This window comes from Blautia faecis, from assembly GCF_020554845.1.
In the GTDB taxonomy this organism is placed as follows: Bacteria; Bacillota; Clostridia; order Lachnospirales; family Lachnospiraceae; genus Blautia_A; species Blautia_A faecis.
In genome coordinates, this window is the sequence record NZ_JAJCIA010000030.1 from 1 (window position 1) to 23,917 (window position 23,917).

At 46.4% G+C, this 23,917-nt stretch carries 26 protein-coding genes; 5 read left to right on the forward strand and 21 right to left on the reverse strand.

The genetic code is table 11. The features are described 5' to 3' along the window. Both LIZ66_RS20100 and LIZ66_RS13690 read left to right on the forward strand, forming a co-directional pair. Positions 1-106 (forward strand): DUF6783 domain-containing protein (locus LIZ66_RS20100; RefSeq protein ID WP_408611552.1); only part of this gene is annotated, 106 nt, incomplete at its 5' end. A gap of 54 nt (positions 107-160) precedes the next feature. Continuing rightward, positions 161-1,531, forward strand: coding sequence for an MATE family efflux transporter (locus tag LIZ66_RS13690; RefSeq protein ID WP_227200935.1), 1,371 nt, complete (start codon positions 161-163; stop codon positions 1,529-1,531). An 80-nt stretch (positions 1,532-1,611) separates the two neighbouring features. Here LIZ66_RS13690 and LIZ66_RS13695 read toward each other — a convergent pair whose 3' ends face one another. Then, the gene (locus tag LIZ66_RS13695; protein WP_148461707.1) at positions 1,612-1,785 is read right to left on the reverse strand and encodes a hypothetical protein; all 174 of its coding nucleotides are present in this window, start codon (positions 1,783-1,785) and stop codon (positions 1,612-1,614) included. An 87-nt stretch (positions 1,786-1,872) separates the two neighbouring features. Continuing rightward, positions 1,873-3,219, reverse strand: a complete 1,347-nt coding sequence (locus tag LIZ66_RS13700) for an MATE family efflux transporter (RefSeq protein WP_204453979.1) — start codon at positions 3,217-3,219, stop codon at positions 1,873-1,875. Between the two features lie 71 nt (positions 3,220-3,290). On the opposite strand from LIZ66_RS13700, the gene LIZ66_RS13705 reads away from it, so the two are divergent. Beyond that, positions 3,291-4,193: an AraC family transcriptional regulator gene (locus LIZ66_RS13705; RefSeq protein ID WP_148461709.1), complete on the forward strand. Its 903-nt coding sequence runs from the start codon at positions 3,291-3,293 to the stop codon at positions 4,191-4,193. A gap of 427 nt (positions 4,194-4,620) precedes the next feature. On the opposite strand, the gene LIZ66_RS13710 is transcribed toward LIZ66_RS13705, so the two are convergent. Beyond that, a complete protein-coding gene (locus LIZ66_RS13710; RefSeq protein WP_118582740.1) occupies positions 4,621-5,979 on the reverse strand; it encodes a M20 family metallopeptidase in 1,359 nt (452 codons plus the stop codon). Between the two features lie 83 nt (positions 5,980-6,062). After that, positions 6,063-6,953, reverse strand: a complete 891-nt coding sequence (locus LIZ66_RS13715; RefSeq protein ID WP_173717264.1) for a 4Fe-4S binding protein — start codon at positions 6,951-6,953, stop codon at positions 6,063-6,065. Positions 6,954-7,100: 147 nt separating this feature from the next. On the opposite strand from LIZ66_RS13715, the gene LIZ66_RS13720 reads away from it, so the two are divergent. Next, complete coding sequence (locus tag LIZ66_RS13720; protein ID WP_118582657.1) at positions 7,101-7,274, forward strand: chorismate--pyruvate lyase; 174 nt, start codon at positions 7,101-7,103, stop codon at positions 7,272-7,274. 38 nt (positions 7,275-7,312) lie between these two features. Here the strand turns inward: LIZ66_RS13720 and LIZ66_RS13725 are convergent, their stop codons facing one another. The 11 genes from LIZ66_RS13725 to LIZ66_RS13775 form a co-directional block, all read right to left on the reverse strand. Then, positions 7,313-7,912, reverse strand: coding sequence for an HDIG domain-containing metalloprotein (locus tag LIZ66_RS13725; RefSeq protein ID WP_173772756.1), 600 nt, complete (start codon positions 7,910-7,912; stop codon positions 7,313-7,315). A 171-nt stretch (positions 7,913-8,083) separates the two neighbouring features. Beyond that, positions 8,084-8,434, reverse strand: a complete 351-nt coding sequence (locus LIZ66_RS13730) for a molecular chaperone Hsp90 (RefSeq protein ID WP_227200934.1) — start codon at positions 8,432-8,434, stop codon at positions 8,084-8,086. Positions 8,435-8,649: 215 nt separating this feature from the next. Continuing rightward, positions 8,650-9,450 carry a transcriptional regulator gene (locus tag LIZ66_RS13735; RefSeq protein WP_227200933.1) on the reverse strand — a complete coding sequence of 267 codons (801 nt, stop codon included), beginning with the start codon at positions 9,448-9,450 and terminating at the stop codon, positions 8,650-8,652. Positions 9,451-9,618: 168 nt separating this feature from the next. Then, positions 9,619-11,241, reverse strand: a complete 1,623-nt coding sequence (locus LIZ66_RS13740) for a recombinase family protein (protein WP_008791695.1) — start codon at positions 11,239-11,241, stop codon at positions 9,619-9,621. A gap of 107 nt (positions 11,242-11,348) precedes the next feature. After that, positions 11,349-11,534: a hypothetical protein gene (locus LIZ66_RS13745; RefSeq protein WP_004849804.1), complete on the reverse strand. Its 186-nt coding sequence runs from the start codon at positions 11,532-11,534 to the stop codon at positions 11,349-11,351. Between the two features lie 270 nt (positions 11,535-11,804). Beyond that, entirely contained in the window at positions 11,805-13,145 is a 1,341-nt protein-coding gene (locus LIZ66_RS13750) for a virulence-associated E family protein (protein ID WP_009321442.1), read from the reverse strand. Next, positions 13,030-13,770, reverse strand: coding sequence for a CHC2 zinc finger domain-containing protein (locus tag LIZ66_RS13755; RefSeq protein ID WP_014079457.1), 741 nt, complete (start codon positions 13,768-13,770; stop codon positions 13,030-13,032). Before LIZ66_RS13755 ends, LIZ66_RS13750 begins: the two co-directional genes overlap by 116 nt. Before the next feature lie 47 nt (positions 13,771-13,817). Next, entirely contained in the window at positions 13,818-15,290 is a 1,473-nt protein-coding gene (gene mobQ, locus LIZ66_RS13760; RefSeq protein ID WP_074104019.1) for a MobQ family relaxase, read from the reverse strand. A gap of 2 nt (positions 15,291-15,292) precedes the next feature. Further along, positions 15,293-15,610, reverse strand: coding sequence for a DUF3847 domain-containing protein (locus tag LIZ66_RS13765; RefSeq protein ID WP_008816380.1), 318 nt, complete (start codon positions 15,608-15,610; stop codon positions 15,293-15,295). Between the two features lie 286 nt (positions 15,611-15,896). After that, complete coding sequence (locus LIZ66_RS13770) at positions 15,897-16,100, reverse strand: hypothetical protein (protein WP_004614949.1); 204 nt, start codon at positions 16,098-16,100, stop codon at positions 15,897-15,899. Positions 16,101-16,247: 147 nt separating this feature from the next. Next, entirely contained in the window at positions 16,248-16,472 is a 225-nt protein-coding gene (locus tag LIZ66_RS13775; RefSeq protein ID WP_005362423.1) for a helix-turn-helix domain-containing protein, read from the reverse strand. Positions 16,473-16,774: 302 nt separating this feature from the next. Between LIZ66_RS13775 and LIZ66_RS13780 the strand changes: the two genes are divergently transcribed. After that, the gene (locus LIZ66_RS13780) at positions 16,775-17,815 is read left to right on the forward strand and encodes a DUF6076 domain-containing protein (RefSeq protein ID WP_008816376.1); all 1,041 of its coding nucleotides are present in this window, start codon (positions 16,775-16,777) and stop codon (positions 17,813-17,815) included. 224 nt (positions 17,816-18,039) lie between these two features. On the opposite strand, the gene LIZ66_RS13785 is transcribed toward LIZ66_RS13780, so the two are convergent. The 6 genes from LIZ66_RS13785 to LIZ66_RS13810 form a co-directional block, all read right to left on the reverse strand. Next, the gene (locus LIZ66_RS13785) at positions 18,040-20,406 is read right to left on the reverse strand and encodes an ABC transporter permease (protein WP_118412048.1); all 2,367 of its coding nucleotides are present in this window, start codon (positions 20,404-20,406) and stop codon (positions 18,040-18,042) included. Positions 20,407-20,420: 14 nt separating this feature from the next. Next, a complete protein-coding gene (locus LIZ66_RS13790) occupies positions 20,421-21,086 on the reverse strand; it encodes an ABC transporter ATP-binding protein (protein WP_102289595.1) in 666 nt (221 codons plus the stop codon). Positions 21,087-21,091: 5 nt separating this feature from the next. Beyond that, on the reverse strand, positions 21,092-21,352 hold the full coding sequence (locus tag LIZ66_RS13795) for a hypothetical protein (RefSeq protein WP_004611617.1): 261 nt from the start codon (positions 21,350-21,352) through the stop codon (positions 21,092-21,094). Positions 21,353-21,533: 181 nt separating this feature from the next. Beyond that, positions 21,534-21,950 (reverse strand): hypothetical protein, encoded by a 417-nt coding sequence (locus tag LIZ66_RS13800; RefSeq protein ID WP_004611616.1) that lies wholly within the window; start codon positions 21,948-21,950, stop codon positions 21,534-21,536. A gap of 27 nt (positions 21,951-21,977) precedes the next feature. Then, positions 21,978-23,009: a sensor histidine kinase gene (locus LIZ66_RS13805; protein WP_118412049.1), complete on the reverse strand. Its 1,032-nt coding sequence runs from the start codon at positions 23,007-23,009 to the stop codon at positions 21,978-21,980. Further along, on the reverse strand, positions 23,006-23,698 hold the full coding sequence (locus LIZ66_RS13810) for a response regulator transcription factor (RefSeq protein WP_035394423.1): 693 nt from the start codon (positions 23,696-23,698) through the stop codon (positions 23,006-23,008). Before LIZ66_RS13810 ends, LIZ66_RS13805 begins: the two co-directional genes overlap by 4 nt. Positions 23,699-23,917 lie beyond the last annotated feature (219 nt).

Below are 23,917 nucleotides of genomic sequence, written 5' to 3' on the forward strand. Positions count from 1 at the left end.
TCCCACAAATTGTGACGCACATCTTGCAGAAAGCCTTTTTCAAACACGCTCTAGACTTTTTCAAACAGGCTTTAGAGTATTTTCAAGTCATATTTCATCTTCTTAAAATGCGTTTTCTATGGTATAATAATGATACTTTACTATTTTCAGGAGATCTAAAATGAAAAAGAAACAATTAAATCTCACCTCCGGTCCTATTTTACGGACTTTGTCTGAGCTGGCACTGCCAATCATGGCTTCTTCCTTCCTGTCTACCGCCTACAACATTACAGATATGGCATGGATAGGAATGCTGGGCTCTAAAGCAGTGGCGGGTGTGGGCGTGGGAGGTATGTACGTCTGGCTCTCCCAGGGACTTTCTTCCCTGGCAAGAATGGGAGGACAGGTAAACATGGCGCATTCCCTTGGAAGAGGTGACCAGAAGACTGCCGCAGGCTTTGCACAGGCGGCTCTGCAGCTTACCATACTCTTCTCTCTTTTTGTTACCTTGATCAGTATGTTATTTACTAATCCGCTGCTGCATTTTTTTGCATTAAATGATGCAGCGACTTACAACAGTGCCAGAATTTATATGCGGATTACCTGCGGACTGATCCTGTTTTCCTTCCTTTCCCAGGTGCTGACAGGTCTTTTCACAGCCCAGGGCGATTCCAAAACACCGCTGAAAGCAAACTTCTTTGGCCTGATACTGAATATGATCCTTGATCCGCTTCTTGTTCTTGGTGTAGGACCATTTCCCAGATTAGAAGTTGTAGGAGCAGCAGTTGCAACTGTTACCGCACAGATTATAGTTCTGCTGATCCTTGTTGCAGAAATTCTCCGTGACCACGGTGAAGCCAATGTACTACACAAAATCCGTCTGCTTTCACGACCGGATATTGCCTGTTTAAAAGGTGTCTTTCGCATTGGAACCCCCACTGCACTTCAGGGAAGCCTTTACTGTATCATCTCCATGATACTCACCCGAATGGTTTCCGGATTTGGGGACGGAGCGATTGCCGTACAGCGTGTAGGCGGACAGATTGAGTCCCTTTCCTGGAACACGGCTGACGGTTTTGGCTCTGCCCTGAATGCTTTCATGGGACAGAACTACGGAGCAGGAAAAAAAGACCGAATCAAATCAGGATACCATATTTCCATTCGGCTTCTGATATGCTGGGCTGCACTGATCACTATTGCCTTTGTATTTTTTCCACGGCAGATTTCTGTGCTCTTTTTCCACGAAGAGGAGGTTATCCGGCTTTCCGTTGATTACCTGCGGATCATCGGATTTTCCGAAATTTTTCTCAGCGTGGAAATGATGACTGTGGGCGCCCTGTCTGGTCTTGGACGTACACAGCTTTGCAGTCTGATCAGCGTTGGCCTGACTGTTATACGAATTCCTCTTGCACTAGTCCTGTCAAACACTGCACTGGGACTGAATGGAATCTGGTGGGCACTGACACTTTCCACCGTTTCAAAGGGAATTATTTTTTATTTTGTGTTCCAGTATATTTGCGAACATAGTTTGTTAAGAACTACAAACAGATAATAAAAGGATCCGGCAGATGATATTTTCACAACATCTGTCGGATCTTATTATCTAATAGAATTTTCTGCTACTCCAGGCAGTTATTCTCCTATGAGTACTTCTTTTCCTTTAAATGCAAATCCGTAATGATGAATCTTTTCATTATAAAACTTGAATTCCAGAACCATAGCCGGCAGACTGCCTTCCCTTTGAGGACGCGGAATCAGCATAATATCATAGCGTCCAAAACCACTTTCCCGATTGGAACGAATCATATAATTCTCCCGTCATTCCACCCAAAACACCTTGATTATACCATCTCGCCATGCCAATATCTACTAATTTCATAAAAATACCACAATTTAAGCGGTCTGTGCGCTGTCTTTCATCATCCTGTAATAGCAAGGGATCAGAAGTGCACACGCACCGAACCAGGCCAGTGGACTGGCAATACAGACAGCCGTATAGCCAAGGATTCCTGCCATTCCAACAGTAGCAATGATCCGCATCACCAGCTCGATCATGCAGGCTGTGAAAGGAGCCCGGCCGTTTTGCATGCTCTGAATGGAAGTGCGGTATACGGCAAGCAGACCAAGAATGAAATAAAATGGTGCCACAATTGTGAGATACATATCGGAATAATGATATATTTCCTGTGTTGGATCAGACAGAAACATCCGCACGATCGGATGGCGAAGGATGAGAATTCCAACACACATAAACAGGTTAAAAGCTTCTGTCTGAATCAGGCAGGCGCGTACTCCCTGACGGATTCTGTCCTTCTTTCCAGCACCAAAATTCTGTGCCACATAATTGGAAATTGCAGTCATCATAGCATTATTTACAAGGACGGAAAGCTGGTCTGCTTTGGAAGCGGCAGTGTAACCGGCTACTGCTGCCGTTCCAAGAGAATTTACCACAGCCTGCATAGCCAGCTGTCCAATACACATAACCGACATCTGAAACCCCATTGGAAAACCGGTTTTCAAATGAAGGACTGCTGCGTCTTTCAGGTCATAAAAATCTTCTCTGTGAAGATGAAGAATCTGAAATTTTTTCATTCCTACAAGCAAGGAAAGTACAGCGGAAAGGAACTGGGAAAGTATGGTAGCCCAGGCTGCTCCTGCCACTCCCATATGCATGGGAACAATAAATAAAATATCCAGAAAAATATTCAAAACAGAAGAAAATACCAGGAAATACAGTGGTGTTTTACTGTCTCCAAGAGCCCTCAGCATATTAGAGATCATGTTGTAAAAAACGGTTGCACCGGTGCCCAGAAGCACCACAAACATATAGTCATAGGCTTCTCCGGAAATATCCTCAGGAATCTGCATCCAGCTAAGTATCTGATGCGCAAGCAGACAACAGACAAGTGTAAGAACCACCGTAAAGGCAATACTTAAAAGAGTGGAAACAGCAATGCTTTTTCGCATTCCTTTTTCATCCTTTGCACCACAACGCTGCCCCAGGCAGATACCAAATCCACCGGTAAATCCATTGATAAAACAGAACACAAAGTAGATAATAATGCTGGTGGAACCAACTGCTGCAAGGGACTCTGCTCCCAGCGTTTTTCCCACGATCACAGAATCTGCCAGAGTATAAAAAAGCTGAAACAGGTTTCCTAAAATTACAGGAATGGCAAATTTCAGCAAAGACCAGAACGGATTTCCTGTGGTCAGATCCATTTCTTTTGAACGAGACATCTGTACCTCCCTCTTGCGCTGCACATGTGCTGGCGCTATAATAAAAATATAAACCACTTGGAGAATTGTATATGTCAATGCGAAAAATTCTGGTAGACGATACCAACAGAGAACTTTGCCCTCATGGAACCGAAAGCTTTCCAATGACAGTGAGTCATGATGATCTCTGGGATTTTGAAGGAAAAAGTGTTCCCATTCACTGGCATAATGATCTGGAGATCAGCCTTCCCAGAAAAGGAGAATCTATCTATCAGATTTATCAAAAAAGCTATCATCTGAATCCAGGAGAAGGTCTTCTCATAAATCGAAATGTGCCTCACAGCTGCCATTCACCGGGCAATCAACCAGCCAGATACAGCACCATTCTGGTCCGCCCGGACTTTATGTACGGAGACTTTGGAAGTGATGTGGAGAAAAACTGTTTCAGACCTTTTCTTCAAAACGCAGCAATTCCATGTGTTCTTTTGACGCCTGATACACCTTCGCACCAACAGATCCTGGAAAAGCTTAATCTGATCGAACAGCTTTTTGATCACAAACCTTACTGTTACGAATTGAAAATCAAAGGACTTCTATGCCAGATTTTCAGTGATATTCTCTTTGAGAGTCAGAACTATTCCTCCCATTACACGCCTTCCAATCAGCTGGAGCTTGAACGTCTGGAACAAATGCTGAATTATCTGAATACGCATTTTGATTCTGTAATATCCCTACAGCAGCTTGCAGATCATGTGCATCTGTCCAGAGAGGTCTGCTGCCGTCTTTTCAAAAAAATGACGGGCAAAACCATCACTGCCTATCTGGAAGAATACCGGGCGAAAAAGAGCTTCTCCCTGGTACAAAGCGGGCAGTATTCCATGACTCAGATTGCTGCCCTGACAGGCTTCAGCAATGCAAGCCGTTTTGCCATCGGATTCCGCAAGTATTTCGGCTGCAATCCCGGTGAATACAATTCTCTGAAAAGCCAGGATTAGTGCTAACTCAGTTTAACCTGTGTTGACACTTTCTTTTCAATGCACGCCTATTATATACCTGCTTGTTAAAAAAAGACGATTCTAACATTGTCATTTCTGATACAGATATTGACATTTTCCAATTGCAATATAATCTCAATATTCTCAGAGCTTTTTTTGTGTAAAAGAAGTATTGCAAAGTAATTTCCTGATCACACAAAGAAGCCCTCGAATGCCAGTAACATTCGAGGACTTCTTCTTTTATTTTTGTATTCAAAACTTGTTTAATTGGAGGCAAGCAGATCTTCCAGGTCCGCTTTGCTACTTGCTCATAACCGAATAACTGCTTCGCAGTTTATCAGAAGGAGCTTACACTCCTCCTGATACAAGAAAGTCTCCCACTGCGTATTGCTTTTCGCAATCGCCCCAGGGAACTTACTTGATTCGGTTAAATTGCTAACAAATTCTTAATTGCTTCCATATACACTTCCACAGCCTCTTCCATCTCAGAAACCAGAATGAATTCATCTGCTCCGTGAATACGATAATCCACCCCCAGTTTCTCCGGACCAAATGCAATAATATTTTTCAGAGATTTGGCATAGGTACCACCGCCAATTACCATTGGTTTGTTCTCCGTGTCGCCAGTCACATCCACATAAGCCTTGTACAGGGCATTTACCAGCGGAGATTCTCTTGGGAAGAACAACGGATTACCGATTTCCCCCACCTCAATACGGCCATTTTCATCTTCCAGATTACCCTCTATACGATTCAGAATATCATCCTTTTTGAAGGTTACAGGTACACGGATGTCGATGGTGCAGGAAATCACACCATTCTCTGTTTTTACGATTCCATTGCAGAAGGTCAGCTCACCAAATTCATCGGCAATTTTAAGGCCAACACCGGAGCCATCACAGGCAGTTCCAATGTGCTGATTATAAAATTTAACAAAATCGTCTTCAAAGCCTGCCTTTGCAAGACATTCCATGGTAACACCTGCTGCGTTGATACCAAGTGTCGGGGTGCTGGCATGAGCCGGTACGCCTTTTGCATAAATGGTGATCTGGTTTTCGGTTTCCGTAACTTTATATTCCTGCAGTTTTGTTTCGGAAAGCATCTGCTCCAGTTTCTCCTTAAGACCAGCTTCCGCCGGAATCACAGTGGTACAGTTATCGCATACTGCATTAGAAACAAAGCCACCATTCATGGAGATAATTCTGGTATTTTTGGAATATGCCATCATGGACATATAGCCTTTTTCACCATGAATACATGGGAAATTTGCATCAGGTGTAAAGCCGCAGGATAACTCTTCCTCTACCTCATTATAATGTGCCATACATTTGGAACCGGTCTCCTCATTGCATCCCATGATCAGACGGACTCTTTTGTTCAGTTTCACACCGGAATCCTTTAGAAGTTTCATCGCATAGAGAGCTTCAATTACAGGTCCTTTGTCATCTGTAGTTCCACGTCCGTATACATGGTCGCCATCTCGTGTCAGCTTAAATGGATCGTAGGTCCAGTCACCACCTACAGGTACAATATCAAGATGACCTGCAATACCTACGATTTCCTCGCCTTCTCCCATTTCGGCGTAACCACAGTAATTATCAAGATTTACGGTTTTAAAACCAAGCTCTCTGGCAATTTCAAGCCCGATCTCAAGTGCCTCTGCCGGTCCTTCTCCGAAAGGTTTCCCCTCTGACGGGGTGCCAAGCTGGGAATCAACGGCAACCAGCTTTCCAAGATTTTCAAGCATTTCCTCAGATAATGCATGGATCTGTTCTCTTGTATTCATAGATGTTATATTTCCTCCAAATTCTATTTTATCTGTGCAGAGCATTTCCACCAATTGTAATGACTCTCCCGGGTAACGTCTTTTCACAGCTGCTCCAACAGCTGCTTCTCCACATTTTCAAAGCCAATTCTCTCAATAGTCTCCGCAAAACGTTCTCCCTTTATTCCATTGTCACGGAAGAAAAGAATGGCCTTTTCAATCACATCCAGAGCTTCTTCTTTGGATGTAAAAATCCGGCCAAGGGCTTTTCCCTGAGATACTTTTTTACCCCAGCGTCCACCTATGTATATCTTATAGCCGTAAGCGCCGTCCTCAATGGTATGGAACGGACATTTTCCAACACAGCGGCCGCAGTTTTTACATATGTTTTTGTCAATCTGAATCTTCCCATCAACCACCTTTGCCACTTTGTTTGGACAGGCAGCCTCAATGGCACATTTCTTGCAGCCTTTACATACATCTGCATTGACGTTTGGAATTCTCTGTCCAATAATTCCTACATCATTCAGGTCTGGTTTCACACAGTTATTCGGACAGCCACCCACTGCAATCTTAAATTTATGCGGAAGTGCAACCTCCCTGTAGCCTTCATAAAAACGTCTGTAAATTTCTTCTGATACTGCATAGGAATCCAGAAGTCCATACTGGCATGTAGTTCCTTTGCAGGACACTACAGGACGTACCTTAGCCCCTGTTCCACCTGTTACCAGGCCTTCCTTCGCTATAAATTTCTGAAATTCTTCAATCTTATCGTAGGGAATTCCCGGGATTTCCACGGAAAGTCTGGTGGTATACAAAAGCTCACCGTTTCCAAATTTTTCTGCAGCGTCTGCCATACAGCGATGCTGTGCTGCAGTTACTTTTCCATTTGTTGTAAGAACTCTTGCTGAAAACAGGTCGGTTCCTCTGTTATTCAGAAAGCCCATTCCTTTTACTCTTTTTTCATCTTCCGGACTGATTGTTAATGCTGACATTTTTGATACCTCATTTTCTGATGTTATTCACTGATAATTTTTTCATCTATGAATTCTATTATAGCACCTGAATTGGTATTTGAAAAACGTTTTTCTCTGTGGTATTCTATAAGCATATAAATAATACAAACCGGAGGGATAATTTCTATGTTAATTTGTGATTATATTGTAGAATCTATTGACGGCGACTACGCTCACCTGCGCAGGACAGATCTTCCCGAGGAAGAACTGAAGCTGGTAGCAAGAGCGCTTCTGCCATTTGACATTACAGAAGGATGCAGATTACATTATGAAATGATGCAGTATACCATAGTTGACTGATATACTGCATAGTAATTCATTCGATTGTAAAACAACATTCAGGCATTTTCTAGCTCCGCATTAATCGTATCTTCACTGGCTGCCATTGCCTGCAGTGTCATGGTCAGCAATTTTTCCAGTTCCCATCCAAGCTGCTGCGCACCGCGCTCAATTACTTCCCGGGAGCAGCCTGCTGCGAAACCTTTGCTCTTGTACTTTTTCTTCAGGGATTTCAGTTCCATATCTTTAGTGCTCTTAGACGGACGCATTAAAGCTGCTGCCCAGATCAATCCGGTAAGTTCGTCTGCTGCAAAGAGCACTTTTTCCATCTCCTGTTCCGGTGCTACATCAATCGTTACACCGCAGCCTACGGTTATTCCATATCCGTGAGATACCACACTGTGTATCACATCTTCGCCTACCCCTGCCTCGCGAAGCATTTCCGGTGCTTTCAGGCAATGCTCTTCCGGATAAAGCTCGAAATCAATGTCGTGAAGAAGCCCTACGATTCCCCAGTATTCAGCATCCTCTCCATATCCCAGTTCGTTTGCATACCATTTCATGACCGCTTCCACAGTCAGTGCATGCTGGATATGAAATGGATCCTTGTTGTATTTTTTTAATAATGAAAAAGCATCGTCTCTTGTGATTGTTTCCATTGTTGTCACTCCTCGTATGTCTGTATCTGAACTTGATTTCCGGATTTTTCTCCAATTACCCTCACTCACGAACATGTTGTAAAGTCCTGCTCCCGATTTTTCTTTATTGTCAAGCGGATATTCCAGGTCCGCTTCGCTACGTATCTCTACACCGAATAACTGCGCCGCAGTTTATTCGGTTAAAATCTCCTCTTTCTTCGCAAGCAGTGCCTCGCATGCTGCACATGCCGGACAATCACAGTATTTTTCACCTGCAGCTTTGCGCTCTTTTGCGTGAAGCAAAACATTTTTCACACCATCTGTACCAAAAACCTTAGCTCCCATATCAGACTCAGCAAAGGAAATCAATCCCTCGATAGGCATAATATCCGCTTCCATCTCTGCAACGTATGCTTTGGCTGCATCTGCTTCTTTTTCCGTTCCAACAGCATCCAGATAATTTTGTGCTGCGTCTTTGATCTCTTTACAAGCGGATGGTGCTGCTAATAAATCCCTGGTTAATTCACGAATTGTTTTTTCCATAATAAAACTCCCTTTCTGAAGTGTGTTCTTTCTATACTCTGTTTACCACATGAGCATATTCATGATTTGGAATAAAAGAAAAACCTTGCAAATACTATACATCGTTCTTTATTTATATACAACCATTTTGAGGAAAGTAATAATTTTGATACCAGTGTCAAAAGGTCAAAAAGCCTTATCGTGCTTGCACGATAAGGCTTTTGAATATCATAATTTTAATTCCCTGATAACAATTTTTTCCAGGGTTCGTATTCTTTCATATAAGCAAACTCTTCTGCGTTTCTGAAGCCTTCCAGCAATTCTTTTTTCATTTCTTCCGTATATGGATTTTCAACTTCCTGGAATTTCATATGTTTGTATAATTGGGATTCCTGAAAATCACATATGGTATCCACATTGTTCAGCAATTGCTTTGCAACCTGGAAAGTACCCTCCACATTGTTCTCTGCGGTCACAACATTCAACATTGCTGCACATTCATTGTATTTTCCCATATCAAATCCTGAAGCTAATGTACACATTTTCTCTGCCAGAAACCTTGCGTATCCATGATCTTTTTCCTCAAGAGCCTTAGTAATCATGATTCCAAAAGCCAAATTCAAGGTGGTATACTCTGAAAAAACAGCCTTTTCCAGCATCTCAAATGCCTCTTCTTTTTTCCCCTGCTTCATATATAATTGTCCCTGCTTCACCTTTTTCATGGGATCATAATCGGAAAAATAGTTTAAATATTTTTCTGCCATTTCATAATTCTTTTTTCGCAAATAAAAGCCAAACAGGGAATCAGCTGCATAGTGCTGAATTTTTTCATCTTTATCACTCAGCGCCATTTCGTACCAGGAATTGATCTGCTCATCGTACCTATCCGGATTCTCGCACATGCCAATGATCCGGCGCGAATCAAGCATTACCGCAATTTGCCAGATCAGCAAATTGCAGTTTGGATATTCTTTTATGGTATTTACAGCCCACTGATAAGTCTTCTCAAAGCCTTCCTCAGAAAACATTTTGTCCATTTTGTGGATCAGCTCTTCGATTTCAAAGTCAGTCAGATTTTCGCGAAAAGACAGCAAGGTATCAAGGGAAATATGCAGTAATCTTGCAATAGGAGCTAACAATTCAATATCAGGATTGGAGTTCCCCGTCTCCCTTAATTAAAGATATTGTTGGGTAAAAAAGAAAGGTCAGTCGATTTTGCCGATGAAGCGGTAGTAGATTTCTACTTCCTGCTCACGGCTTCCGTCCTCGCCCTTGACAGCTTCGTGGACGGTTATTTTTTCAATTAGAGTGTTCAGAAGTTCGGCGGTCAGCTCCACAGGGTTGACATACTGTTTCATCAGGGCAATCCACTTTTCAGCATCCGCTGCGGTCTGTACGGCGGCTTCCATCGTTTCGTGAAGCTGTCTTATTTTTGTTTCAAGCTCCTTTTGCTCGTTCTGGTACTTCTCGGACAGCATATTGAAGTTATACTCGGTTATGCGTCCGGCAGACCAGTCCTCATACATTTTAGCAAACAGCCCGTCAACCTCGGCTTTACGCTTCTCTGCCTTTTTCAGCTCCGCAGCCTGCTTTTTCTTCGCAGAGTTTCTTTCCCTGTCGCTGGCATTGAGCAGGCGTTTCAGCAGCTTGTCCTCGTCTTTCTGTGCCAGCATAGACCAGTATTGCAGTCTTGCAAGCACATAGGCATACAGTACATCATAGCGGATATAGTGCATGGAACACTGGCGTAATCCCTGCCCGTTCTTGCTGCAATGGTAGTACCCGTATGGGTTCTTATTCTGCTTGTTTTCCCCATAGGCTAAAGACCATCCGCAGTCTGCACATTTTATCAATCCTGCGAAAATCTGTGTCGTACCGTTTCTGCGTTTCCTGCGTCTGCTTGCAATCAGCTCCTGAACTTTTTGGAACACTTCTTCAGAAATGATGGCTTCGTGGGTATTTTCCACACGATACCATTCTTCCTGCGGCTTCCGCACCTTTTTCTTGTTCTTGAATGAAATGTTGCTCTGCTTGTTGTGAATGCTGTGACCGATGTAGGTTTCCTCTTTCAAAATGCTCTTGACCTGTGCTATCGTCCACGCATAGGCTTTTTCTGCGGGCGCACCGGCGTAGATATTGGCGAAAGTCCCGTATCTTTCATAGTTCAGCCAGCCGGGGGTAGGTACTTTTTCCTCCACCAGAATCCGTGTAATGCTGGCGGCTCCACGCCCGTGTACAGCAAGGTCAAAAATCTTCTCTACAATCCAGCGTGTTTCCGGGTCGATCAGAAGATGACCTTTTTTGTCCGGGTCTTTTACATAGCCCAGCGGTGCATAGGCTCCATAGTGTGCGCCATTGGCAAATCTTGTGTGCATGGCAGCCTTGACCTTTTTGCTGGTCTGTCGGGCGTGCATTTCATTCAGGATGTTTAAGAACGGTGCAAGCTCGCTTTCTCCGTTGATGGTGTCCACATTGTCATTGATGGCAATGTAGCGTACTCCCTTGCTGGGGAAATAGATTTCCGTGTACTGACCGGTCAGGATATAGTTTCTTCCCAGACGGGATAAGTCCTTTGTGACAACGCAGTTGATTTTCCCGTCTTCGATGTCATCAATCATCCTTTGGAAACTTGGACGCTCGAAATTTGTCCCACTCCATCCGTCGTCAATGTACTCGTCTACAACGGTCAGCCCATGCTCTGCGGCATACTGTCTAAGCATCATGCGCTGGGTCTGGATACTGCCGCTTTCCCCCTGTAATTCATCGTCACGGCTCAATCTCAAATATAGTGCAGTGTTATAAATCGTTGTATTGTATGGTTGTTTCACGGTTAAAAATCCTCCTTCTAAAAGAAACAACCCACGCTTATACAATACTCGCTGGTACAAGTATATCATAAGCGTGGGCTGATTGACAGTCGTTATTCCGTATTTTTTCAGGAAGCGGCGGCAGCGTGCTGGATCACATCTTCCAGCAGGCTGTCAAGCGGCTTCCCATCCTGTGCGAAATGCTCCGATACCTTGATACGGACTTTCCCCATGACAAAATACTGGGTGCCGTCTTTTTCGGTAAGCAGGGTGCCGCTGTTTTTGTTATTGCTCTCGTTTTTGCTTTTTGCCATAGGCAGTTACCTCCATAAATGAAATATGCCCGACAAGGGAATGTCAGACAGGTGTACAGCCGCAGACTGTCTCCGTGTCAACCAAACCGTGTCAACCGGCAGAAAAGACTTTGAAAACAATCCATAGGCGCTCTATTATTACTTTTTACTTTTTCTTTGATTTCTTGGTTGACATGGTTGACAAAGGAGAGAAATGCCCCAAATATCAGGCTTTTCCCCGTCAACCGGCTGTCAACCAAAGCGTCAACCAAACTGTCAACCGGTGGCTTTTCAGAATGGAAGTTCCATTTGCCGGGCTTCTTCTTCCGTGATTTCCTGAAAACCGTCCCCCTCCGGCGGAGCTTGGTTGACACGCTCCCAGCCTTTTTGAGAACCGTATTTCTTATACCGCTTCGGGCTTTTGTAGGCTACCCAGCCCTGTATGATGCCGCCCGCAATGCCGGTATTCATAATCTCGCAGATTGCCCGTGTCTCCCAGTCTGCCGGGGAATTTAAGTTCCCCAGCGCTTCCTCATAAAGCTGCTTGGAACATACCCTGTCGCCGGTGTAGTCCTCCAAATAGGCGTAGATCATGCCGGCCTGTGTGTCTTCCTGCATAAAGTCCTGCTGGTGGGCGTTCAGGTATCGGTTCATTTCCATGCTGAATGACAGCTTATACTTCCCACTGCGATAAACCGTCATGGCTTCCGCCCACATCTGTTCGATATACGCCCTCGCCGCCGCTTCATCGTCCAGTATGTGAACCTCCGCCCGTTCCGGGTACACCGTCACGGGGAGAAAGCGCCGGTTGCCGGTGCGGTCACGGGGCAAAAAGTCCTGCCGGTTGGTCGTCCCTCCAAATACACATTGCCGCAGCCGGTCTGCCGGATGTGTCTCATACGGCACTTTGTAGGTTTCTTTCTGGCGGCTTAAGAATGACTTGATTTCCTCAATACTCTTGGCGTTGGCTGTGGCAATCATCTCCGACATCTCGATAATCCAATGCCCTTGCAGCTTGCGGTACACATTTTCATCGTCCAGCTTTTTCAAATCGTCTGAAAACCATTCGTCCCTGCCTGCCAGCAGCCGGAAAAAGGTAGATTTCCCGGCTCCCTGACCACCAACCAGACAGAGCATGACCTCAAACTTGCTCCCCGGTCTGAATACCCGCCGGATGGCTCCCATCAGGAACAGTTTCAAGGCTTCATAGGTGTATTCGTCCGTATCGGCTCCCAGAAAGTGATGCAGGGCGTAACGGATGCGCTCTGTGCCGTCCCATTGCAGGCTGTTCAGGTAATCCCTGACTGGATGGTAGCGGTTTTCATTGGCAACAATCTTGATGGCGCTCTGCACCTTTTTCTCGCTGGTAAGCCCGTAATTTTCTTCCAGATACAAAAGCAGGTAGTTCATGTCCATGTCGGTCAGCGTGGTACTGGTGCGCTCCCAGCCCAGCGGCTTCACAATGTCAATCTGCTCCGTCAAAAGGTTCAGGCGCAGCGCCCCGCGAAACAGAGGGTCACGCTGGAACACCGTCAGGCAGTTTCGGATGCTGTTCTTCACGCCGCCTTTCTGCGTCCCCTCTAATGTTTCCCGGATTTCTGCCGGTGTCTGCGCCGGTTCCATTGTGTCCATCGTCCTTTTGACCGCTTCCTGCGTTTCCGGCGGCAAGCTCTGAAATTCGCTGTTCAAGCCGCAACACCTCCTTTCCCTGTGCGGCGATCAATGCCGCTTTTTCTTCTATTTCTCCGTATAACAAAATATCCAAAAGGTATTCTGTGTAGCTTATCCTCTGCAACGCTTCCACAAAAAGAGGATGCCAGATGGCATCCTGCGGCTGTGGGGCGTGTGCTGTTTTCCAATGCTCCAGCAGGCGCAGATAATCGCATAGCACCCGGAAACAATACCGTTCCGTTTCCTGAAATCTCTGCTCCGCTGATTTTTGTCGGGGCTGTGACCTGTTGTGACGCTTCCTATCTGGCGGCGCATTGCCGGATTTCTCATAGGAAACGCCGAAGTCCTCCGCAAGCCTGACCGCAGCTTCCCGTTTCCCCAATCCATGCAGCAAAGCGGCAAAGTCGATCACATCCCCGGAAGCCCCGCAGCCGAAGCAGTAAAAGCGGCTGTCCACTTTCATGCTGGGCGTGCGGTCATTGTGGAATGGACAGCAGACCATGCCGTTTCTCCCCACCCGGATTCCATAGAATGAAGCAGCCTGCCGGGTGGTAACAGACTGTTTCACCGCTTCAAATACATTCAAATGCTCCCTCCATAAAAATACTGGTAGCGGTAAAGCTGCCGGTTATATCATAGCTCCATCTCATGTTTCTTTCTCTGTACTGCCTGTGGCTGCTCCCTCCGGCGCAGTGCGGTATCTACGGCGTTCTGCACCTGCCGTAGCCGTATGACTTCCTCCCGGAGTGGCTTGTGCTGCGGAGACAGTTCGGCATACTCTGTTTTTAACTGTGCGTATTCCTGTTTCCATGCTTTCAGGGCAATGGGTTTTCCGTCCAGTTTTTCTTTCAAAATACGGCGGGCGGCATAAAACAGCCGTAACTCCGCATCGTGGGATGTTTCAAATTTCTCCCTCTGTTTCTTAAACTTGATATTGTTCAATTCCGTATGAACAGGTTTTAGCCGCTGGTAATTCTCGCCCTCCCGTATCAATTCCTGCAATTCCTTTATCCGGGCAGATTTCTTTTTCATGGAGTCGCTTAACGCTTCAAATTCTTCGTTGACAGAGGAAAGACGCTCCTGCAAATCCTCTAATGTGAGCAGCTTGTTTTCCGTCAGATAATTGACGGCTTCGGCAAACTGCTTTAAGTTTCCGGTTCTGGCTTTATTGCTCCATGCCCCTGCGTTGCGCTGGTTGTAATAAGCGATCAACAGGTCGGCAAGGCTCGGTGTCTGCGGTTTGGAAAGTTCTTCTTTTACCTCTGCCATCCAGACAAACAGGGCTTTGATCTTCTTCCTCACATCCTGCATGAGCCGGTTGGTGGCTTTAATCCAGCGGTTCAGTTCCCCTTTCTCGGTGCGGATGCCCTTTGCTTCCATCTGCCGGACATTAGCTCCCTCGTGGACAGTAGGTATCAGGTCAAGCCCCTGCCGCACATAGGAACGGTGGTCGATACGCACATCCAGCCCTTTTTCCTCAAATTTTGTATTAACGGCAGCCGCCCACTGCTCCCGCCAGTGTTCCAGCGTTTCCGGCTCATGCCAGTCTGTTGTATGGACAGCGTTAAACATATAATCGCCGTTTTTATCCCGGATTCGGTTTCCATCTTCATCAAGAAGATATTCCCGACGCTGTTTTTGTCCCCATGTGCCATCCGGGTTCAAAGGCCGCATGGTTGTCATCACATGAAAATGCGGGTTAGGGATGCCGCCGTCCTCTTTCTCCGGGCTGTGAAAAGCAAGGTCGGCAATCATGCCTTTTGTCACAAACTGCTCCTGTACGAACTTCCTCGCCAGCTCCATGTTTTCTTCCAGCGTCAATTCATTCTGCATGGCAATATCAAAGGAATAGGCAAGCTGTGCTTTTGGATGTTTCTCGCAGTTCTCCACAGCATTCCAGAGGGTCGCCCGGTCAAGATATATTTCCGGCGCATGGGGCGGCAGCATGATTTCCGAAGCGATCACGCCGCCCTTTTTGGTGTAGTCGCTGACTTCTCCATAGTAGCTGCTGTAAAGACGCTCCCCGGCTCGATAGGCTGCGCTGGCAATGGCGCTCTGACCGGCGCTGCGCTTGATCTGTGCGATTGAAAAATGATAAAGTGCTATCCTTAGTCACCGCCTTTCTCCTGCCCGGAAATACGGGCGTGGTTCTCTGTGGCAGACCGGATGAAATGCTCCGCCTGCGGCAGATTCAAAATGCTTTCCATGAGGGAATAAAATTCCGCTTCGGATAGCTCCTTTGTCTGTGGTGCAATGCTCTCAATAGCTGCCCCACGGGTAATCAGCCGGTGCGTCCTCTGTTTCCGGGAACCGCTTTCCAGATACGCCTGCCGGTTTTTCAAACGCTGCATTTTCCGTTTTTCCTGTTCCAGCAGGACAGTGGTTTTTTCATATTCCTGCTTCAACTGTTCCAAAGATTTTTCCATGTTCTCACATCCTTTGCTGATAAGATAAAGAAAGACCATCCGCAGACAGTCCGTGTGTCAGTGCTTCTATAAAACCCGATGAAAAGGGAAAACCGCAGAGCGGATTTCTCTTTGCGGCGGGTACACAGGGGATAGCCGCTTTAGCGGCGCAAGGGGGTGTAGCCACCTTGTCGGAGCGAAGCGAACGCAGACCTCGGATTGCTGATTTTATCAGCGGCAGAGGTAAGCTCCGCAGGACGCACGATACATGGTCTTTAGACTATGTATAGAAGTGCGCCCTTAGTTCCTAAGGGATTTTGCCGTTTCCGGCAGTCTTGTCCTTTTTCTTGGAACGCTTGGAAAGATACTTCGGGCAGTCAACCACAACCGCCCGGAAGCTCTGTTTACATTCGTGCTGGCATTTCCGGCACAGTTCGTTGTAAGTGATACGGCTGCGGTCATTTAAGAAGAAAGACCATTCCAACCGCCGCTTGTTACTCATTCTTGCCATAACCGGCTCCTTTCTCCGTTTCTATCTGATGTACGCAGATAGGCTGTTTTGATGTAGCGTCTCGGTATCATTTTTAAGTTTTTTTCCCTCTGTATGCCCCTTTGGAAAGTGCGGCAGTATTGCAAGTCAGGGAATGATACCTCACGCTTATTTGTCGCTTCCCGGTACGGTTTCGGAGCCTTTTGCCATCCATTCAAAGAAAGCAATTTTGCTGACCTTGATAAGTCTGCCCCTGCGGAACGCTGGAAAGCCGGGTGTGTGTACCAGCTCATAGGCGCTCGCTCTTGAAATTCCCATAATCCGCTGAATGTCCGCCACATCCAGAACCAGCGGTAAATCCTCGTAGCTGTTCAATCTCTTTTTATCGTTCATTCTGTTCCTCCCATAAATCAAATAGGTTAAAATGCTTCCTGTTGCCGTTCTCCCCAAAAGCCGTTTTCCTGCCCCATTCCTGCGGTGTTTCCCTGCATTGGTGCGCCGAATGCGTCACTTCTCCTGCCGGTCATATCCCTTTTGGACGGTCATTCACTTGTCAAGGTACTGTGCGGTACGAAATTACCAACCGCAATCATCATAGCGTACTATCCTTGACAAAGCAATGATTCTGCGATACCATGAGTGTAACGAATATAACTGAATTATATAATTACCATAAACAAAGGCAGGGGATAGGGATGGAGAATCAGTTTATACGGCATGAGCCATGTTTTGAGAGGATTTTGTTTGTCCTGACGCTGGACAGGAAGAAAATGAAAGAGCGGATTTTGATTGGGGAAGAACAGCAGATCCGCTTCCGTCTGAACGGGAGCCAAAACGCAGAGGTGCTTTGTGATATGACACGCCCACTGGGAACTTTTTTGATAAACTTTGAGCGTGACACGGACAGAGACTGGAACTTATACGGGCTTTCTCCGCTGCGGCAAGCTCTCCACTCCAACCGATGGAAACAGCCGGAGCTGGAGCAGGCGGCAAGCGAATTTCTTTGGGAGAAATATCTTAGCAACGACCCTCTGAAAATGTATGTGGCGTTCCGTATCTGGAACAGCTATCTGCTTGCCAGAGAACCCCGTGACCGTAACGCTGCCTGTGACCGCTTCATGGATAAAATGAGCAGACTGACCGGGGTATTCCAAAACGAAACCATGAGCTTTGACAGGGAGACAGGAAAACCGAAACAATTTCAAGCTGGCAGCCTTTATTTCAAAGGCGCACCGTCAGAAGATACCCGGCTTGACCTCTGGTTCCCGGACAACCGGCGCACAGAAGAATGTGTGTCTGCCTATGCGTCCCTCTACCCGTTGATTACCTATTATCTGAACAGGCTGAATGACTGGGGGCTTTGCTTCCGGCGGTGCAAGGTCTGTGGAAAATATTTTCTGGCAAAGAGCCAGCGGTATGAGCTGTGCAGCGACAAGTGCCGAAAAGCACAGGCGCTTCAAAACAAGCGGGAATTTGACGAGAGGTCAAGAGAAAATAACTATGACCTGCTTTATAAAAATGAATGCCAGAACTGGCGCAACAAAATAAACCGGGTAAAAAATACCGCAGGCTTTCCGGCTGACCGTCTGGAAAAAATACAGGCTTCCTTTTCCGACTTTAAGAAAGAAGCCTTACAGAGAAAAAAGGCTGTAAAAACAGGAACGGCCAGCCCGAAAGAATTTACGGACTGGCTGTATCAGCAGAGTAATGTAATTGTTGAGCTGACCGAGATATGAAAAACTTTCTATCGTCAATTTCGCATTATTGCAATAACAGATTGCTTCTTCCATGAATGGTAATATTATCATCAAACTTTTGGAAGAACTATAAATGTCCGAGGTGCCTTTGATTTCGACAAAAAAACAGGCTGAATTGTTACAAAGCTCGGACATTTCAAAAATTTTTTGAGAAATGGCGAAAAAAGCGGGGCAGCACACGCCGCCCCGCCGATCCCATACGGTTATTCCATCGCCCGCATTTGTTCGATCAGGGATTGTTTTTTCTGTCTGCGGACTGTCCATACAGACAAAATCAGCTCCATTCCGAACAATACCAGAATGAACAGACCCATTTCCAAAACCGGGAATTTGTAAGGCACTACTTTTCCGGCAAAAGCTCCTACACTAAATTTGCTGCAAGCAAAGATGGAAGCCGGAAGCCCAACGATCAGCGTCGCCAATGTTGCAAAGAATGCATAGCACAGCCCCTCGCAGATATTCATTTTACATAGCTGCTTTTGGGTCAGTCCGATGGAACGCAAAACACTGTTTTCCTGTTTTCTGGACATTTGATTAGAGAGGGTCGTGTTAATTAGGTTGATAACGCCAAAGAGGAATACCAGCCATGAAAGTACCTCCATACTGCCAAATACAAAAGAATTTATATTTTTTTCATACTCAATTACAGTGTTAATATCATCTAATGCAATATCCGTATGAGCGGATATAATATTTTTTAATTCATCCCTCACATGATCCGCTTTTTGGGGATCACTTACAATGCTCCATGAATAATCGAAAGAGGTGATTTCCGGGTGCAGTTCATGGAACAATGCTTCCGGTGCAAATTCCAATACACCGTCAAAGTGATGTGTTCCATGTCCATTATCCAGATTATTGTTAAACACCCCGGATATAGTAACCGGAATGGTTGATTTCCCGGAGATAAGTTCAGCTGTTTCTCCGACACCTATATGTTCACGGTTACTTGTTGCCGAATCAATTAGGATGCTGTGTGTATCCGTCGGCATAGTGCCCTCTATCAATGAAGCTTCAACCTTAGAATAATTTTGATCAGTCAGTATATCACACATACCACCATATTCAATTCCGTTGACGTTATAATTTATATGAAGGCTTTGCCTTTTTGCAATCACATCGGTTACACCGTCAATAGACAAAATTTCCTGTTTGAGTTCCTCATTCAGTGGATTTCCTGCTGCCATGACTTCTTGTTCTGACAACTTTGAATCCAGATAAACCTTATAGTCACCATCCGGGAACTCTTGTCTTGCAAGCGCCTCTGGGGAGCGCAGCAAAACAATGGAGGATACCACAAGCAGGATAATTCCACCCAAACTCAATGAGGCTACAATAGCAACGGTCTTTTTGCGGTCACGCTTAAAATTCGCAATTCCCATTGAAACAGGATTGAGCTTGATATTCTTTTTCCGGCTGCGGATGTCCTTTTGCGCCGGGGTAAAACGGACGGCTTCAATGGGGGAAATTCCTGCCGCTATTTTCACCGGCTTACGGATGGAAACAGATACCATGATCCAACTGCTTATGAGTGTCAAAATAACCGTTGCCACATAGGAAACAGCGTTAAATCCCTTGGAAAACAGGAGAAAACCAGCGCATACGCCCAGCACTGTACCGATCAAAATTCCGATACTGCCGAGTTTGCGTCCCTCTCGCTTTACAATCCGCTTGATTTGCTTTGGCGTTGCACCAATCGTCCGAAGCTGTCCGTAGCTCCTGATTTTGTCATTGATGGAGATACGGAAGATACTCTGGATCACAATATAGCCGCCGATCAGAACAATGGCAATCACGCCAGCCATCAGTGCAAAATCAAAGGATTTAGAAGCATAGGCAAAATACTTGCTGTTCATTTTGGGCATAGGAAGCTGATATTCCTCCGCAATCTCCCTGCAATAAGAGGTCATCAGTTCTTCGCCCAACTGGTCGCTGTTTTTGAAATGGGCATAGGCACGATACCCAGCCGGGTCAAACCCATCCCATTCTGTCAGGGCAGCGTTGGAAAGAATGATCGCGCAGGTATTTGCTTCTTTCTCATTTACGCTGTCCATAATGCCGGTAACGACATAATCACCATGAAAGCTCTCGGTGTCTAAGGTCACAGTGTCCCCGATCTTGGCATTGTTTCCATAGGTGGAAAGAAAGTATTCGCTTACGACAACTTCATTTGCTTTTTCAGGAACCCGGCCCTCTAACAACTCCATCTGCACCTTGGTAATCTCCATCATTTGCGCGTCACAATACACATAGGACGCATGATAGCCCTGTTCCGAAAGTTCCTCACCCAGCATATAGTAGCCGCCTACGCGCTCAAACTCTGGCACTCCTTTCAGGGTTTCAATGTCGTTTTCCTCTACGCCCATCCAAACCGCCTCATAAGTATCGACAACCTGATTGCGCTGCATTTGTGTCAGGGAAGTGGACACAATTCCCGTAAAGCAGATTAGAAACGCCGCCAGCGCAACGGCAATCACCACCATCAGATTCCGGCGCTTCTCGCTTTGCAAACTTTTCTTTGCCAGTTTCTTTGTAATGGCGCTGGTATCATTTTCAAAAGGCCATGTCATATCTTGCCACCTCCTTATTCCACGATCTTGCCGTCCTCAATGCGGACAATCCGATCTGCAAGGCGGGCAATGTCGTTGTTGTGGGTAATCATCACTACGGTTTGCCGAAACTCTGCGCTGGTGCGCTTGATAAGCCCCAGCACCTCGGCGCTGGTCTTACTGTCAAGGTTGCCGGTCGGCTCGTCGGCCAGCACAATGGCCGGTTTGGTAATCAGGGCGCGGGCAATCGCCACACGCTGCTGCTGTCCGCCGGAAAGATTGTTCGGCATGTTTTTCAGTTTATCTTCCAGCCCCAGCAGGTGAACGATCTCGTCCAAAAACTTCTGATCCACCGTGTCCCCGTCCAGCTCCACCGGCAGGACGATGTTCTCATACACATTCAGGATCGGAATAAGGTTATAGTTCTGGAAGATAAAGCCGATGTTGCGGCGGCGAAAGATGGTAAGCTGTTCGTCGTTCATCTTCGACAGTTCTTTGTCCCGGACAATCACATTGCCAGAAGTAGGGGTGTCCAGCCCGCCCATCATGTGAAGCAGGGTAGACTTGCCGCTGCCGGAGGTTCCCACAACGGCCACAAATTCGCCGTCCTCCACGGAGAAGTTCACACCGTCAAGGGCGCGGGTGATGTTCGGCTCTGTGCCGTAATACTTTTTCAGGTCGATAGTCTGTAAAATGCTCATAAAATTCAATCCTTTTTTTGTTTGTTGTAAATGCGGAACGCTGCTGCGCCGGTGGCCGCCAACTGCACCAGAATCAGCACAGCGAACAGGCCGAAGCTCTCATAGTAGAACAGTTCATCCCAAAATAGGAGAACATCACAGAGAGCAGTCAAGGCAACCGTCCAGCGGATGTGCCGGGCCAGCCATTGCCGGAACACCAGCACAAGGGCAACGGGCGGGACGATCAGCAGCGCCAGATTCAAAATCAATGTCGGGGTCAGTTCCATTGCGTCGCCTCCTCACTTTTGTTGATAAGGGTATTGTAAAACCCAAATGTCCGCGAAATGTTACAGCGGCCAAAAAATTTCATTGAAAATCGGGGTGAAATGTTACAACGCTCGGACATTTCAAAAAATTCACGGCGGACAGCCGGAAATGGTCGTCCGCCGAATCATACTACACAATCTTTTAGATAGATTGATTGTGAAATAATTTCAATCCAATCACCACATCTATCATAAGTTCCACAATGAGAATTATACTAATGGCAACATTAAAATTACATAGGTTATATAATCCGATATAGATTTCACAAGTAAGAAATACAACTTGCAGACACAAATTTAAGTATGTCACTAAATGCTCGTTAGTTCTATTCCACAATCTAAACAGGAACATTGTAAAAATAGGTTTTCCCGTAAAAGCAAAAAGCACTGACAATACCGGCACCAAAAATACATAGTAAGAATCTACTGCATTGCTGGGGGATGTACCTACCCATTGAATTGCTATTTTATCAGGAACAACGAAAAATAAAACAATAGATAAAATAACATTGATTATTAAGATGATTGTTGTTGCTTTGCAAAAATTGATTTTTTTCATGGTGTTTTCTCCTGTTATAAGTGTGCTTTATTTAGTCGGCAACATAATGGAAAATTCCGAACCCTTGCCCGGCTCCGAAACCACTTTGATATAGCCGCCCTGCCGTGTTACGATCTCGCGGGCCAGATACAGGCCAATGCCCACGCCCTGCTGTTCGTGTACTTCTTCCTCACGATAGAAGCGCCGGAAGATGGCGGCCTGATTGCTTTCGGAAATGCCCTTGCCGGTGTCGGCTACTTTGATTTCCACATACATTTCCCACAGCACCACAGACACAGCGATTTTCCCGCCTGCCGGGGTGTACTTCACCGCATTGTCCAGCAGGTTAAAGAGGGCTTCCGATGTCCACTTGCTGTCATGGGAAACGGTCAAATCCTCCGGGCAGTCCACGGACACGGCGATTTCCTTTTTCTCCGCTGCATACACGATCCCACTCATGGCCTGTGCCACGGTATCAAAGAGGCGGCCCGGTTTCTTGTCCAACTGGATCACGCCTGTTTCCAGACGGGAGGTTTTCACAAGGGCCTGAAAGAGAAAGTCCAGCTTATCCGTCTGGCTGCGGATTCCCCGGATAAAGTCGGTGCGCTCTGCCTCGGCCATAGGCTTTTCCAGCAGGGTGTCCGTCGCCATTTTCAGATTGCTTACCGGCGTTTTCACCTGATGGGAAATATCCGATACAAGGGTCTGTAACTCCTGCCGTTCCTCGTCCACCCGGCGGCGGTTCTCCTGCATGATCTGGTAGAGCCTTGCCAGACGGTGCCCAATTCTGGCAAGCTGGGTTTCGCTGTCCTCTGGGCGCTGGGGCGCTTCATTCCCGGCGATCATGTGGTCTAAGGTCTGGCACAGGTCAGCGGTAAACTGCGACAGCCGCTTTCCAAACGCCTGCGTCAGTACGAAAATCCCCACAAGGGCACACAGCAGCAGCGCCCCGCCTGTCAGCAGCACCGCCGTCTGTTTTGTCACAAAAAACAGGACTATGGTGATCCCGGACATGGAGAGGACAAGCCCTATTGCCACCCGGCCAAACAGCCGCTTTACCGAGAGGTTTTGAACCTTCATTTTGCCTCGCCTCCCGTCCATTGATAGCCCATGCCGTAAACAGTCTTGATGTAGGGTGCGCCGCCGTCGGATTCGATCTTGCTGCGAATCCGGCTGATGGAGGTTGTCAGGGTGTGTTCGTCTACAAACCTCTCGTCTATATCCCACAGCTTTTCCAAAAGCTGCCCACGGGTCAGCACTTGCCGGGGATTTTTACGAAACAGGTTCAGCATTTTGTACTCCATCGGGGATAGGGTCAGGGGCTTGCCGTTTAGGGAAGCCGTCTGCTCCGAGAAGTCCAGAAACAGCCGTCCGTCATCGTAAATGTCCTTAGCCGGTTTGTGGTGTTCCAGCATGGCGAACATGGCTTTGATCTTCCGCTGCAAGGCCCCGATTACAAAGGGCTTTGTGATGTAGTCCACCGCGCCCACCTCATAGCCCCGTATCTGGTCGCTCTCCTGATCGTTGGCGGTCAGGAATATTACGATGGTGTCCGGGTGCTGGGGCTTTATCAGCTTGCACAGTTCAAAACCGTTCCCGTCCGGCAGGTTGATGTCCAGCAGCACTAAATCAAATTCCCGCTGGCGGATGGCTTCGGCTGCGGTTCTGGCATTTAGGGCAGAAGTCACGCCGTAGCCGTCTGCGGTCAGGTTATAGTCTAACATCTTATTCAAAAAACTGTCGTCCTCGACAATTAAAATCTGCTCCATATTCTCACTTCCTTTGCTTTTTGCAGATAGTATAACAGGCAAATGTCCGAGAATTGTTACAAGGACAAATATATTTATCATTTTACAGCTTTTTTATGTGTACTGCAATTTTATAAAAGAAAGGACAGCAGTATCATCAAATTGCTGTCCTTGCGGTTTATTATAGCTGGTAGTGTATAAGCGTGGGTTCATCATATTTGGTGTGGTATCTTTAACTAT